13 protein-coding genes and 1 tRNA gene are annotated in these 14,603 nt (G+C 36.0%); 10 read left to right on the top strand and 4 right to left on the bottom strand.

Translation table 11 applies throughout. The features are described from left to right. Window positions 1-28: 28 nt before the first annotated feature. The gene (gntK, locus tag AC0GLY_RS01745; protein ID WP_496611848.1) at window positions 29-1,591 is read right to left on the bottom strand and encodes a gluconokinase; all 1,563 of its coding nucleotides are present in this window, start codon (window positions 1,589-1,591) and stop codon (window positions 29-31) included. Window positions 1,592-1,752: 161 nt separating this feature from the next. Between gntK and AC0GLY_RS01750 the strand changes: the two genes are divergently transcribed. The 5 genes from AC0GLY_RS01750 (at window position 1,753) to AC0GLY_RS01770 (ending at window position 6,453) form a co-directional block, all read left to right on the top strand. Next, entirely contained in the window at window positions 1,753-2,517 is a 765-nt protein-coding gene (locus tag AC0GLY_RS01750; protein ID WP_496611849.1) for a GH25 family lysozyme, read from the top strand. Between the two features lie 13 nt (window positions 2,518-2,530). Next, window positions 2,531-3,532: a Gfo/Idh/MocA family protein gene (locus AC0GLY_RS01755; protein ID WP_496611850.1), complete on the top strand. Its 1,002-nt coding sequence runs from the start codon at window positions 2,531-2,533 to the stop codon at window positions 3,530-3,532. Between the two features lie 4 nt (window positions 3,533-3,536). Beyond that, window positions 3,537-4,835, top strand: a complete 1,299-nt coding sequence (locus AC0GLY_RS01760; RefSeq protein WP_496611851.1) for a DEAD/DEAH box helicase — start codon at window positions 3,537-3,539, stop codon at window positions 4,833-4,835. 55 nt (window positions 4,836-4,890) lie between these two features. Then, a tRNA-Arg gene (locus AC0GLY_RS01765) sits at window positions 4,891-4,963 on the top strand. A gap of 134 nt (window positions 4,964-5,097) precedes the next feature. Continuing rightward, on the top strand, window positions 5,098-6,453 hold the full coding sequence (locus AC0GLY_RS01770) for a gluconate:H+ symporter (RefSeq protein WP_496612228.1): 1,356 nt from the start codon (window positions 5,098-5,100) through the stop codon (window positions 6,451-6,453). Window positions 6,454-6,492: 39 nt separating this feature from the next. Here the strand turns inward: AC0GLY_RS01770 and AC0GLY_RS01775 are convergent, their stop codons facing one another. Both AC0GLY_RS01775 and AC0GLY_RS01780 read right to left on the bottom strand, forming a co-directional pair. Then, window positions 6,493-6,927, bottom strand: a complete 435-nt coding sequence (locus AC0GLY_RS01775; protein WP_496611852.1) for a GtrA family protein — start codon at window positions 6,925-6,927, stop codon at window positions 6,493-6,495. Next, entirely contained in the window at window positions 6,927-7,865 is a 939-nt protein-coding gene (locus AC0GLY_RS01780) for a glycosyltransferase family 2 protein (protein ID WP_496611853.1), read from the bottom strand. Before AC0GLY_RS01780 ends, AC0GLY_RS01775 begins: the two co-directional genes overlap by 1 nt. Before the next feature lie 137 nt (window positions 7,866-8,002). Here AC0GLY_RS01780 and AC0GLY_RS01785 point away from each other — a divergent pair, with 137 nt between their 5' ends. Further along, window positions 8,003-8,869 (top strand): YihY/virulence factor BrkB family protein, encoded by an 867-nt coding sequence (locus AC0GLY_RS01785; RefSeq protein ID WP_496611854.1) that lies wholly within the window; start codon window positions 8,003-8,005, stop codon window positions 8,867-8,869. 4 nt (window positions 8,870-8,873) lie between these two features. Here AC0GLY_RS01785 and AC0GLY_RS01790 read toward each other — a convergent pair whose 3' ends face one another. Then, window positions 8,874-9,320 carry a flavodoxin gene (locus AC0GLY_RS01790; protein ID WP_496611855.1) on the bottom strand — a complete coding sequence of 149 codons (447 nt, stop codon included), beginning with the start codon at window positions 9,318-9,320 and terminating at the stop codon, window positions 8,874-8,876. A 79-nt stretch (window positions 9,321-9,399) separates the two neighbouring features. Here AC0GLY_RS01790 and recX point away from each other — a divergent pair, with 79 nt between their 5' ends. From recX to AC0GLY_RS01810, 4 genes are all read left to right on the top strand, one after another. Then, window positions 9,400-10,206: a recombination regulator RecX gene (gene recX / locus AC0GLY_RS01795; protein WP_496611856.1), complete on the top strand. Its 807-nt coding sequence runs from the start codon at window positions 9,400-9,402 to the stop codon at window positions 10,204-10,206. 4 nt (window positions 10,207-10,210) lie between these two features. Next, entirely contained in the window at window positions 10,211-11,338 is a 1,128-nt protein-coding gene (locus AC0GLY_RS01800) for an AI-2E family transporter (RefSeq protein ID WP_496611857.1), read from the top strand. Between the two features lie 68 nt (window positions 11,339-11,406). After that, window positions 11,407-12,984, top strand: a complete 1,578-nt coding sequence (locus AC0GLY_RS01805) for a peptide chain release factor 3 (protein ID WP_496611858.1) — start codon at window positions 11,407-11,409, stop codon at window positions 12,982-12,984. 22 nt (window positions 12,985-13,006) lie between these two features. Further along, window positions 13,007-14,428: a C69 family dipeptidase gene (locus tag AC0GLY_RS01810; protein WP_496612229.1), complete on the top strand. Its 1,422-nt coding sequence runs from the start codon at window positions 13,007-13,009 to the stop codon at window positions 14,426-14,428. Window positions 14,429-14,603 lie beyond the last annotated feature (175 nt).

Consider the following 14,603-nt stretch of genomic DNA (forward strand, 5'->3'; position numbering starts at 1 on the left):
GGATTCCAGCAGTACTGGAATCCTTTTTTTAGTCATTTTTGATATCTTGAGATACATCATTAGCATGTTTACGTTGGTAAGCAGCGATGTTTTTGTATTCAGGTTTGAGATAACGACTTAAACGAATGTAAATAGGAATTAATTCACGGTAAGCTTCATAGTTTTTAGGATTAGGTTTGTGAGTATTAGTAACCCCAACAAACTTGCTAACATCATATAGACTATCAATCATGCCAAGACTGTACATTCCAAGCGTAGCAGCTCCTAAAGCAGTTCCTTCAAAACTTTCGGGAATGTTAACGTCTTGTTCAAAGACATCCGCTAACATTTGACGCCAAAGTTCAGAACGAGCAAATCCACCAGTAGCTTGAATCTTTTTAGGTTCACCAACAACCTCTTCTAGGGCAAGCATTACTGTGTATAAGTTATAAACGATTCCTTCAAGAGCGGCCCGAATCATGTTAGCACGAGTGTGTTGTCGAGTTAAACCAAAGAAAGTTCCTCGAGCATCAGCATCCCAAATGGGAGCCCGTTCACCACCTAAGAAGGGGAGAAAAATCAAACCGTCAGATCCAGCAGGGACGGCTGCCGCAATTTTTGTTAATAAGTCATATGCATCCAAGTGCATTTGTTCAGCTGTTACTTTTTCTGGCAAGCAAAGTTGATCACGAACCCACCGGAAGACGATTCCACCATTGTTAACTGGTCCACCAACAACCCACATATTTTCTGATAGATAGTAACAGAAAACTCGTCCTTTTGGATCAATCGTTGGCTTGTCAGTAACCACCCGAACAGCACCAGAAGTACCAATGGTAACAGCTACAACACCGGGTTGAATAGCATCTACTCCCAAGTTGGCTAATGGACCATCAGAGGCTCCAATGACGAAAGGTGTTTCTTTGTCAATTCCAATCATGTTAGCATAGTGTTCGACCATTCCTTTAAATTGGTAAGTTGTATCGACCAATTCTGGAAGTTGATCACGGGTAACCCCAGCAACTTCTAAAGCTTGGTCATCCCAATCCATAGTAAAGATGTTGAATAAACCAGTAGCATTAGCAATAGAATAATCTTCTTTTAATTCACCAAAAAGTTTGTAGTTGATGTATTCTTTAATTCCAACAAAGTAACGTGTCTTTTTGTAAATATCTGGTTTTTCATTTCGTAACCACATGATTTTGGTTAGTGGAGTCATGGGATGAGTAGGAACTCCGGTTTTTTTGTAGAGTTCCATTCCAATTCCATTTTCTTTTAATTCATCGGCATATTTAACGGCACGATTATCAGCCCAGGTAATTGCCCGAGTCAATGGCTTGTAATTTTCGTCTAAACAAATCACACTGTGCATAGCACAAGAATATGAGACACCCTTTAGGCTACCATTTTTTAAATCAGCTTTTTCCAAAACGTGATTTAAACCTTCAATCATAGCACTAAAAATTTCCTCTGGATCTTCTTCAGCCATATCAGATGTATCTTGGTATAAAGGATAAAGATCGTTTGAATAACCCTTAACGGATCCTTGGTCATCGTATAAAACCGTTTTGACACTGGTGGTACCAATATCAACACCAATTACATAGTCCATAATAATATTCCCCTTAATTAATTAATAATTTGATTTGAAAAGCTTTAATTTAAAGTTTTTGTAACGCTTACATTATATTGGAGTGTGCTCTACAATTCAAGCAAGCACTATTAAAACCGTGTTAAGATTAAGATAAAATTTATTTTTGTGAGGAACATAGCATGATTGAAATGAAGCGGGCACACTTTAAACAAGTCCACCGCCAGCGTAAATTAAAAAGATGGGGACTAACATTATTTATGTGCTTAATTGCAATATTAATTTTGGGGTTAATTACTCTTCATTTTCATGTCAAAAACGAAGCACGTGATCGTTTTTTTAAAGTTTATCCCGTGCGGGGGATTTCAATTGATCAAAATGATGATTATTTGGACTTTAATAAATTTAAACATCAAGGTGGAGAATTTGTTTACCTTCGTAGTAGCCAAGGGGCCAATTATTTAGATGATGACTTTAATGATAACTATGCTCGGAGTATTGGTTCAGGGTTAAAAATTGGTGTTTATCATCAATATGGATTTACCACTAGCATTAAAGCTCAAACCAAAAACTTTAGTCGAGCGGTCAATGGGCAAATTGGACAGTTACCGCTTCGTCTTGATATTGATTATTATGGAAAGTATACAGCGCAAAATGTGAATCAAAAACAGCTTTATCAACGTGTTAGCCAATTTGTAGATTATTTGTATCAACGTTATAATCGGCCGGTTTTAATCAAGACGAATCAGGTTAATTATCAAGTCCTAAAGAAAATTCCACATACTCAGTTTATGCTCCCCAAAAATAAGTCAGGAAATAAAGTAACGTTTACTAAGCTCAGTTCACATGATCCCTTTTATCAGGATGGGAAAAGCAGTCCTGATAATATGGCAGCTTACCATGGAAATAAGGTACAATGGAGAAAGTATTTACAACGAATAGAATGAAAGTGTAGAAATAATGATTAAATTAGGAACGATTGGAACGAATTGGATTACGCAGCGAATGGTAGAAGCAGCTCAAGCAACTGGAGAATATGAACTCGCAGCAGTGTACTCACGTCATGAAGAAACGGGTCAAGCTTTTGCTAAGGCAAATCATTGCCAGCAAATTTATTGTTCGTTAGCCGCATTTATGGCATCTGATAAATTTAATACGGTTTATATTGCTTCACCCAATGTGTTTCATTTTGAACAGGTTTTAGCGGCCATTCAACACGATAAAAATGTAATCGTAGAAAAGCCAGCCTTTCTAACACCGATGCAAACCCAACGGGCTTTAGATGAATTACAACTTCATCCACAAGCCCACCTTTTTGAAGCAGCACGAAATATACATATGCCAGCATTTAAAGCAGTTCAAGCTGAGTTAGCAAAGGAAAAAAAGCTTGCTGGCGCTGATTTTGTGTTTAGTCAATATTCATCACGCTATGATTTAGTATTAGAAGGTAAAACTCCAAACGTTTTCAATCTTCGGTTTGGGGGAGGAGCATTAGCTGATTTAGGAATCTACCCTTTATATGATGCCGTTGCGTTATTTGGAATGCCATTGAAACAAATTTATTATCCTACGATGATTGCTACAGGTGCAGATGGCAAAGGAACAGCGATATTACATTATTCTAATTATGATATCACTTTGAATTTTAGTAAAATTTCGAGTTCGCAACACCGCTCCGAAATTTATGCTGGACGCAATCTTATCAGTATTGACAATGGGGGTGAATTTACAGAAGCCAAGTTAGTTACCCCAGATGGTACTACCTTGCTTAGCCCCAAATACCAAGCTAATCCAATGATTCCAGAAATGCAGGACTTTGCTAATGTTCTTAATCATCCTCATGAGAAAAAAATTCAGGCACAATATCAAGCTTGGTTACAATTGATTCAACAAGTTAATGAAACTCTAAATAATTTAGCAGTTTCTGCTGGAATTCACTATCCCAATCACCTTAAGGAGTAATGCTGTGTTAGAAGAATTTGCAAAACGTTTTGAAAAATTAGGTTACGAAAACCAAACTGAGATCCAAAAGGCAGTTTATCAGCCCATGATTGATGGGGGTGAGGATATCGTCGGTTTATCACCTACTGGATCTGGTAAAACAGTCGCTTTTTTGATGCCGATTTTAGCTAATATTATGGCTGGACAAGGGACACAGGCCTTAATTGTGGAGCCTTCTCAAGAACTAGCGATGCAAGTTACCAATATTATTCGAGATTGGGCAACTCCCTTTAACGTTAAAATTTTGCCATTAATTGGGGGTGCAAACGTTAAGCGGCAACAGGAACAACTAAAAAAGCGTCCTGAAATTGTTGTTGGAACGCCAGGCCGAATTTTGAGTTTGTTAAATGAACATAAGTTAAAAGCTAATTATGTAGAAACGGTTGTAATTGATGAGGCCGATGACTTACTGCAAGATGAGTCTTTAGAAAAAGCCCGTCAAATTGTGGCCGCGGTTCCACGTGATGCACAAGTGGCTTACTTTTCCGCTACTGATAATGAAGTACTTTATAATTTAGAAACAATAATGGGAAAACCAGCAAGAATCATTGATGTACGTGACTTAGATAAAAGTCGTGGGAAAGTTAAGCATGGTCAATTTCAAGTCTCTCGTGGAAAACGAAATGATGTTTTAAATCGGTTAACTAAATTAACCAACTTTAAAGCCCTAGTGTTTTTTAATCAACAAACTGAATTGAACCGGGCCTTTAATTACTTTAAACATCAGGGATACGCTCCCGTAGAAAAACTAAGTGGCGAGGAAAATAAATTGCAACGGGAAAAAGCTTTACGTAATTTTAGAAAAGGGCAGACAAAATTATTATTTACTACCGATGTTGCCGCTCGGGGATTGGATATTCCTAAATTGCCAGCCGTGGTTAATTATGATTTACCTAACGAAGCTAATACGTATATTCATCGAGTTGGGAGAACAGGTCGAATGGGAGAACCCGGGTTAGTAATTAATTTTGGGGATGATCATGATTTACGTGATTTAAAGAAACTTTTGCGGGATGAAGACTATGACTTACAACCACTTTATTATTTCCGTGGAAAACTAGTCGATGAAATTGATGAAGCTGAGATTGAAAAATTAAAAGCAGAAACACCTAAGCAAAAGCCACTTCCTGAAGTTAAAGGCACTAAAGCTTCCAATAAAAAAATACGGCAAAGAAAAGTAGTGGCGGTTGAAACCGAAAAACATAAACTCCGAAAAAAGAATCGAAAACGTAATCAAAAAAATAAAGGTTACCACAAAAAATAACTGGCTACTTCTTTACGAAATTGGCTAATCATGAGAAAATAGGAAGGTCGATTATGGCCCCATAGCACAATTGGATAGGGCAGTCGCCTCCTAAGCGATCGATCTCAGTTCGAACCTGAGTGGGGTCATTAAAAGCAGTTCACAAGTTGAACTGTTTTTTGTTTAGATTTTATTAACAAAATGATTGAAATTTTGTATGAAAACGCATACAATTTATCTTGTAGCTAATATTAAATTTTTGAAAAGAAAAGAGGAAACACAAATGATGCCATTTGTTGTTTTAATTTTAGGGATTGCGTTGCTCCTTTTCCTAATCATTAAGTTAAAATTGAACACCTTTGTTTCATTGATTGTAACAGCAATTTTAGTTGCTTTAGGGTTAGGAATGAACCCCGCTAGTATTGCAGATGCAATTAAAACTGGAATTGGAAGTACCTTGGGTGAGTTAGTAATCGTCTTTGGTTTTGGAGCCATGATTGGTCGATTAGTATCTGATTCAGGTGGATCATATCGAATTGCGAAAACATTAATCGATAAATTCGGTAAGAAGCGGTTACAACTAGCAATTGTAATTGCATCATTCATTATTGGAATGTCATTATTCTTTGAAGTTGGGTTGGTCTTATTAACCCCAATCGTCTTTGCGGTTGCACTTGAAGCTGATGTTCCATTTCTTTATTTAGGAATTCCGATGGCAGCTGCTCTATCAGCTACCCAAGGATTTTTGCCACCTCAACCAGCACCAACAGCTGTTGCAACAGCTTTAGGAGCTAATATTGGGCAAGTTCTTTTATTTGGGATTGTGGTTGCAATTCCTTGTGTGATTGTTGCAGGACCAATTTATACCAAAATTAGTCGTAAGTTTTTCCCAAAAGCCTTCGTGGTTAAAAAGAGTTTGCCTGCTTTTGGTGAAGTTAAACAATATGATTTGAAAGATACACCAAGTTTTGCTTTAGCTGCGCTTACTTCATTACTTCCTGCCATTTTTATGGCATTAAATACTATTTACCAATTAGTAGAACATGGTGGAAAAGAAGTTGCTAAGCCTCATGGGTTTGATGCAGTTATTTCAATGTTTGGTAGTCCAGTGATTGCAATGGTCGTTGCTTTGCTATTTGCCATCTGGTCAATGGGCTTCCATCGTGGAAAAACAATGAAAGATATTTCTGGTAGTATTTCTGATGCGGTTAAGTCAATTGCCATGCTTTTACTAGTTATTGCTGGTGGTGGAGCTTTCAAGCAAGTCTTAATTGCCGGAGGAGTTGGGGAAGCTGTTAAAGGATTAATGGTTCACTCATCACTATCACCAATTATCTTAGGCTGGTTAGTTGCTGTAATTCTTCGAGTTTCCTTAGGATCAGCAACGGTTGCTGGAATGACAGCAGCTGGGCTAGTGATGCCATTGATGGCCTCCTTAAACGTTAATCCGGTAATGATGGCTCTAGCTATTGGTGCTGGATCATTAGCTGCTTCTCACGTTAATGATGCTGGTTTTTGGATGTTTAAGGAATACTTTGACTTATCAGTTAAAGAAACCTTAGGAATTTGGACAGTGTTAGAAACGGTAATCTCGGTTACAGGATTAATAATGGTTTTAATTTTGAATATGTTTGTTTAAAAAAAGATCCACTGAAATTTAATTTCAATGGATCCTTTTTTATTTTGTTCTTTTTTCTTTAAATGAAATGAAAATAGCCCAGAAATAATTTAAAATTACAACTACAACATTTTGAATGATGTTAAAGATGTTTTTACCAAGTTTGGTATTGAAACCAAGAAGACTAACTCCGAATGATAAAATTCCTAGTCCAATAATCCCAGTAATTAAACGTCCAGCAAAGAACGTTAGCATTTGATACCAAAATTCTTTATTTGAGAAATGCTTAGTGTGAAACACAAAATATTTATTAGTGTAAAAAGCAAAAAGAACGGTCATAAACCAAGAAAAACAATAGTTAAGCGAATAATTAATGGAAGTGAATTGATTGATACTACCAAACAATACAATGTTAACGACCGTTGCCGCTACTCCCCAAAAAGCATAAGGAATAATGTTGCGATGCTTTTGATACAGGTCGATTAAGGCTTTCATTATTTTTGCTCCTTAATGATGTATTGGGGACGGTGCTTAGTCTCGAGATAAATTTTTCCAATGTATTTACCTAAAATGCCTAAGCAAAAAAGTTGAACCCCGCCAATCAAGAGCATGATTGAAACTAAAGAAGGCCATCCTGCAACTGATCCACCAAAACAAATAGTTCTGACTACAGTAAAGATAATTCCTAAAACAGCAAAAAAGCAGGATAATCCGCCGACCCAGGTTGCAACTTTTAGAGGGGCATCAGAAAAGTCAATAATTCCCTCGATTGAATATTCTAACAATTGAATCATTGACCAATGAGTTTCTCCAGCGGCACGCTCCTGCCCAGGAAATTTAAGATACTTGGTGTTAAAGCCAACCCAACTAAAAATTCCCTTAGAAAAACGATTGTATTCAGTTAATTCGTTTACGGCATCCACATATTGACGAGTCATGAGTCGATAATCGCGAACATTGGGCTGAATTTTAACGTCTGATAAACGGTCAATAATATGATAAAAAGATGCTGAGAGAAATGCTCGAATTGGGTTTTGCTTTCGACTAGTTTGAATACAACCAACACAGTCATAATCCTCTGTCGTAATAATTTTTAACATTTTGGGTAGTAACTCAGGGGGATCTTGGAGATCAACATCCATTAGAGCAACGTAATCCCCTTTTGCTGAGCGTAACCCCGCAGCAATTGCGGATTCTTTTCCAAAATTACGGGAAAAAGAAATGAAGTGAACGGTTTCAGGATGTTTGTTATGTAATTCATTTAGAATTTTTAAAGTATTGTCGGATGAGCCATCATTAATAAAAAGATAGTCTGGCACATATTGGGAGTTAGGCATATTCATTTCAGCAAAAACTTTTTCGACGGTGTTATAAAATAAAGTAATTGATTCTTGTTCGTTATAGCAAGGAACAACTAAACTAATAGTTTCCAAAATAGATCCTCCTTTTATAGTTGAAATTGATTTTCAACTTGTAAAACTATTCCTAATTTTATCATTATTTAGATTGAATAGTAACTTTAATTCAATCTGTTATAATTGAATTAAATAAAAACTAAGGATTTATAAAATTGAAGAAATACACAGTAGTTTTCAAAAATAAAATCATGCCCTTTACTAAGATGTTAGTAAAACATTTTTCAATGGGGAACGTTTCGGATTCAGCTATTGTTTTTGCATATTATTCTTTATTGTCATTATTCCCCATTTTAATCTCAATTGGAGGAGTAATTAAGCTTGCTAATGGTAATCCCATTCATGTAATTGATTCTATGAGGATGTTAATGCCGAGTTCAATCTACCATCTACTACAGCCAATTGTGCAATCAGCTTTTAGTGGCGGTCATGGGGGAAGTAATTTGTCAATTGGGTTGATAATTGCAATTTGGTCATCCAGTAGCGCTATGGCTGCCTTTCAGCGGGCAGTTAATCGTTGTTATGGAGTGTTAAATCAAAGTGCATTTATGAATCGAATTATTTCTTTTTTTTGGATGTTATTATTAGTTGTCTTTTTATTTGTATTGATGATTTTGTTTGGGTTTGGTCAGGCACTAATTGATTTGGTCAACAAGTTGATTAATATGCCAACCGGAGTTCTGAATTTAATTGAAGCAGCACGAATGCCTTTTATTATTATATTGTTGGTGATTATTTTAAGTATGATTTACTTTTTTGTCCCTAGCGTAAAGACGAAATGGAAATATACGCTTGGGGGTACCTTGTTTGCCCTATTAGGTTTATCAACTTTGTCACAATTATTTTCACAAATTTTAGGAGAATTTTTCCGTAACATTTCGGCTTATAAAACTTTAGGAACTTTTATCGTAGTGATGATTTGGCTTTATTTAACAGGGATGGTGCTACTATTAGGTGCAGTAATTAATGCCAGTGTTCATAATTATTTCATGCCTAAGCAAATAAATAAAAAAGACCACTAATGGTCTATTTATTTACTGCATTGAATAATGTTTGAGAGAACTGATCAAGGACCTGAATATCTTTTTCGTCTGGATCAAGGTTGATTTTAACGTTTTCGGCTCCCTTGGTTGCTCCAGTTGCCAATAATTTTTTGGCAAACTCATCAACAGCTAGGTTGTAAAATTCTTCATAGAAAACATCACCGGATCCGGCTACTCCAAAAATTTTACCCGTTAAATCTAAATCACCTAAATCTTCGAAGAAGTCCATTCCTTCTTCTGGAAGGTGACCTTCATCATAAGTATAAGGGCAAATGACGATTAAATCAGTTTCAGTTAGTTCTTCGGCATCTGTTTGTGAAATTTCCGTTTCTTCAACGTCCATCCCAAGATCTTCAAGTCCTTCAGTTACGATATCGGCAATATCTTCATTATTACCAGTAATAGTTGCATATACGACATGTGCTTTCATTTTCGAACTTCCTTTGTTTATTTATCAAGTAAGTATAGCAGAAGTTTGACTGATTGTGAATTTAGAAAGGGTAGATTTCATGAGTAAAAATTACCAGGTTACTAAGGTCGAAACCCAAAAACGACCAGGACGTTATAATATTTATTTAAATGACAAATATGCTTTTCCAATCAGTGAAGAGGTTTTGATTAAGTTTGCAATTTTTAAAGGTTCAATTTTAACTCATGAAGAAATTGAACAAATCAAAGCCTCAGATAGTGTTTCTAAGTTATATGGAAAAGCCGTTGACTTTATTTCTTATCGACAGCGAACGGAGCATGAAGTTCGCGAAAAGTTAAAGACTTTATCAGAAGATGAAGCAGCAATTGAAGCTACTATTCGTAAATTAGCACAAATTAAGTTAATTGATGATCAAAATTATGCCAATAGTTATGTTCGTCAAGTAGCTGACGGGCAAACTAAAGGTCCAATAGAGGCTAAGCGATATTTAATTCAGAAAGGAGTCGCTGAAAATAAGATTTTTCAAGCTCTTGATGATTATTATTCTGAGCCCAAAGTACAGGAAAATGCCCTTAAGCTAGCTCAAAAGATATTTGACCGTCAGAATCGTTACCCATATAATAAAAGAATTGAGAAGACCAAGTTATCGATGGCACGCAAAGGGTTTAGTTTTGATGTAATTGATCAAGCACTTAGTCAAATTGATGACGAAGTTGATGATGAAGCACAAAATGAACTTTTAAAACAAGCTGGAATAAAACTTTGGAAAAAATACCGAACTGAAGAACCATATAAACGTAGACAAAAACTAAAACAATCTTTGTATCGAAAAGGTTTTGATTTTGATGCAATTGATGATTTGGTTGCCGAACTAGAGAGGGAATAATTAATTGAATAAGTTAAAAGAATCAAAATTAGTATTTTGGACCTTTGAATTGTTGTTAGTCGTGGGAATTATTTATTTATGCACTAAGGTTAGTTTTATTTTTTCCCCAATTGGAATTTTCATTTCAACAATCTTTGCACCGTTGATAATTGCTGGATTTTTATACTACATGTTAAATCCAATTTTGGAATTAATCATGAAAATTAAAATTACAAAAACGAAGCGGATTAGTCGAGCGTGGGGAACTTCTATTATTTTTCTAGTGCTAATTTTAGTGATTGTCTATTTAATCATGTCATTGATCCCTCATTTAATTTCACAAGTGTCTAATTTAGTTAGTAACATGCCAAATTTTGCAGCCCATCAAGAAGCTTCTTTAACTAAAATGACGCGACATGGTTGGCTAAAACATATTGATTGGGATCCAATTGTTTCCAAAATCCAAAATTCTTATTCATCTTATTTGAAGATTCTTTTAAGTAACATTAGCAATAGTGCTGGGAATATTATTTCTGTAGCAACCAATGTTGTGATTACATTAATTACTGCTCCCATTATCTTATTCTATATGCTTAAAGATGGAGATAAATTCTTGCCAAGCGTGGAAAGACTTTTTCCTGTTTTGTCGAAGTCCCATCGCCGTCAATCAGAAGTTTTATTAAAAAAGATGAACAAAACTCTTTCTCACTACATTGGGGGACAAGTAATTGAATGTTTGTTTGTCGGAACCTTTACTTCAATTGGATATTTATTAATTGGACAACGGTATGCATTATTATTAGGAGTTTTTGCAGGATTCTGTAACTTGGTTCCATATGTAGGACCATATATTGGAATTATTCCAGCATTGCTAGTAGCAATCATTGTTAGTCCCGAGCAAGCTTTTTGGACTATAATTGTAGTGTTAGTTGTTCAACAAGTGGATGGTAATTTGGTTTATCCGAATGTAATTGGAAAATCGTTAAATATTCATCCTTTAACAATCATTATTATTTTATTGGCTGCTGGGCACATCGCTGGCTTAGTTGGAATGATTTTAGCCATTCCAATCTATGCAATTTTAAAAGTAATTGTTGAGTATTTATATAATATTTGGTTAATTCAACATGATAAACAATCAGAAATTAATTAGCTACAAACGTCCGGTTGCGTCCGGATTTTTTGCGTTATGCATTAACACGACTCACGAGGAGGATGTACATGAGTAATAAAAAATTAAATGAGGAAGTCGATAAACGGCGCACGTTTGCAATTATTTCCCATCCGGATGCCGGGAAAACTACGATTACGGAACAATTATTATTGTTTGGGGGAATTGTACGAGAAGCCGGAACGGTTAAAGCCCGTAAAAGTGGTAACTTTGCTAAGTCGGATTGGATGGAAATTGAACAAAAGCGGGGAATCTCAGTTACCAGTTCCGTAATGCAATTTGATTATGAAGGTAAGCGAATTAACATTTTGGATACCCCTGGACATGAGGATTTCTCAGAAGATACGTACCGGACTTTAATGGCTGTTGATTCAGCTGTCATGGTCATTGATGCTGCTAAAGGGATTGAACCGCAAACCAAAAAGCTTTTTCAAATTTGTAAAATGCGAGGAATTCCAATTTTTACCTTTATGAATAAGCTAGATCGTGATGGGCGTGAACCCATGGAATTAGTTAGCCAATTAGAGGAAGTACTAGGAATTGAAGCTTATCCTATGAATTGGCCAATTGGTTCAGGACGAATTTTAAAAGGTCTTTATGATCGACATAATCACCGGGTTGAATTGTTCGAACCAGGTGTAGAAGGACGTCATTTTCTTCCTCTTGATGATGATGGAAATCTCAAGGACGATAATCAATTAGAAGGCGATAGCATTTATGATGATGCTAAAGACGAAATGGATTTAATTTCAGAGGCTGGGAATGAGTTTAATCCTGATAAAATTGCCAATGGAGACCAAACGCCAGTCTTTTTTGGGTCAGCTTTAGCTAATTTTGGAGTACAGACTTTTTTGGATGCTTACCTAGAAATGGCACCAGCTCCGGGACAACATCAAACTGTCCAAAATCAAGAAATTCAACCAATTGACGAAAAATTCTCTGGTTTTGTCTTTAAAATTCAAGCTAACATGAATCCGCATCACCGGGATCGAATTGCCTTTGTGCGAATTTGTTCTGGTAAATTTGAAAAAGGGATGGACGTTACTTTAGATCGGACTAAACGGGATATTCGGTTGTCGAACGTGACTGAATTCATGGCCAATACCCGAGAAAATGTAAAAACAGCCGTTGCTGGGGATATTATTGGGCTTTATGATACCGGTAACTTCCAAATTGGTGATACGATTTATACAGGGAAAGATGAAGTTACCTTTGAAAAACTTCCTCAGTTTACTCCTGAACTATTTATGCGTGTTTCAGCGAAAAACGTGATGAAGCAAAAATCGTTCCATAAGGGAATTAAACAATTAGTTCAAGAAGGAGCCATCCAACTCTATACGACTTATTCAACCGGACAATATATTTTAGGGGCCGTGGGACAACTTCAATTTGAAGTTTTTAAATTCAGAATGCAAAATGAATATAATTCTGATGTTTTAATGGAACCAATGGGATCTAAGATTGCTCGTTGGATTGATCCAGAACAACTTGATGAAAAGATGTCATCATCACGAAATATTTTAGTTCGTGACACTAATGATGATCCATTATTCTTGTTTGAAAATCAATTTGCAGAACGGTGGTTCAAAGGAAAGTATCCTGATGTTAAATTAACAGCTAAGTTATAAATTTTAGAGGAGCGCGAAAATGATGAAACATTTATCAGCATGTACTAGTGTAATGGTTGGAAAAGCAGCTAGTATTGACGGTTCAACTATGATTGCGAGAAATGATGACACATTTTTGCCATTAACGCCACAACGGTTTATCGTTCAACCAGCTTATAAGAATGAAACTAAGGTTTGGAAATCTAATCAAAATGGTTTTACAGCTCCGATGCCCAAAAGTGGGTACCGGATGTTATTAACGCCAAATGCAGATGTTGCTAAAGAAGGGGTTTATGCCGAAAGTGGCTTTAATCAAAAGCACGTTGCCATGAGTGCCACGGAAAGCGTTTACGGTAATTTAAGTACCTTGGCACATGATCCATTGGTAGCCAATGGGCTCGCCGAAGATTCTTTACAATCAATGGTGTTACCATACATTAATTCAGCGCGAGATGGAGTCCAATACTTAGGTCAATTAATTAAAGAGTATGGGTCGCCTGAAGGTAATGGAGTGATGTTTAGCGACAATAACGAAGTTTGGTACATGGAAATTGTGACCGGTCATCATTGGGTGGCCCAAAGAATTCCAGATGATTCCTATGCGGTAGTTGCTAATCAAGTTGCCATTCAAGATGTGGACTTTAACGATCCTGATAACTTTATGTATTCTGATGGGATTCAAGCATTTGTCGAAAAATATCATCTAAATCCAGATGAAAATGAATTTAATTTCAGACATATTTTTGGTACAAGTAACGAAAAAGATCGTCACTATAATACTCCCCGAGTTTGGTATGGACAACGCTACTTGACACCTGAAATGGTTCAATCACCAACTTCTGCAGATATGCCCTTTATTTGTCGAGCTAATCGGAAAATTAAAGTAACGGATGTTGAATATATTTTAGGATCACATTATAACGAAACTGAATATGATCCTTTGGGTAATGGACCGGAAGATTTGAAGACTAAGTTCCGTCCGATTGCGATGAACCGGACGCAGAATTCGCATGTTTTACAAATTAGAAATGATGTGAAACCAGAAATTTCAACCATTATGTGGTTAAACTTTGGAGTTCCAGCTTTTAGTCCGTATGTGCCTTTCTTTGCGAATGTGAATGCAACTGATCCAACTTACGAAAATACGCCGTTGGAAATGGATGATACGAGTGCTTACTGGATGTATCGCAAATTATCCATGATTGTGGAATCACATTACAGTCACTTTATTCAACAAGATCGTGATTTTAAGACGGCTAATAACCAAATGTTTTTAACTCACGTTGAAAATACCATTAACCAAGCGCAAAATTTAAAACCCGATGCCGTTTCGGCCTTCTTACAAAAACAAAATCAGAATTTAGTTGCTGAAATGAAAACTCGTGTTCATAAGTTCATGAATCAACTAATGAGTAAAGGCTTAACACTTTCAAAATTAACGTATGATATGGATAGAAATTTATAAAATAAGGTAAAAACGCCTGTAACCACTAAATTAGTTGGCTATAGGCGTTTTACATATCCTTTTTTAATAAACAATTGCTATATTAGCTAATTATTCAAATTGAATAGTTACAGATTAATTATTTTGTAAGGCTTAAATTCCTGCTAGTAAGCTATTATTAAATTTCTGCTAGGTT

The sequence above is a fragment of the Fructilactobacillus sp. YLN 2507 genome, from assembly GCF_059614085.1.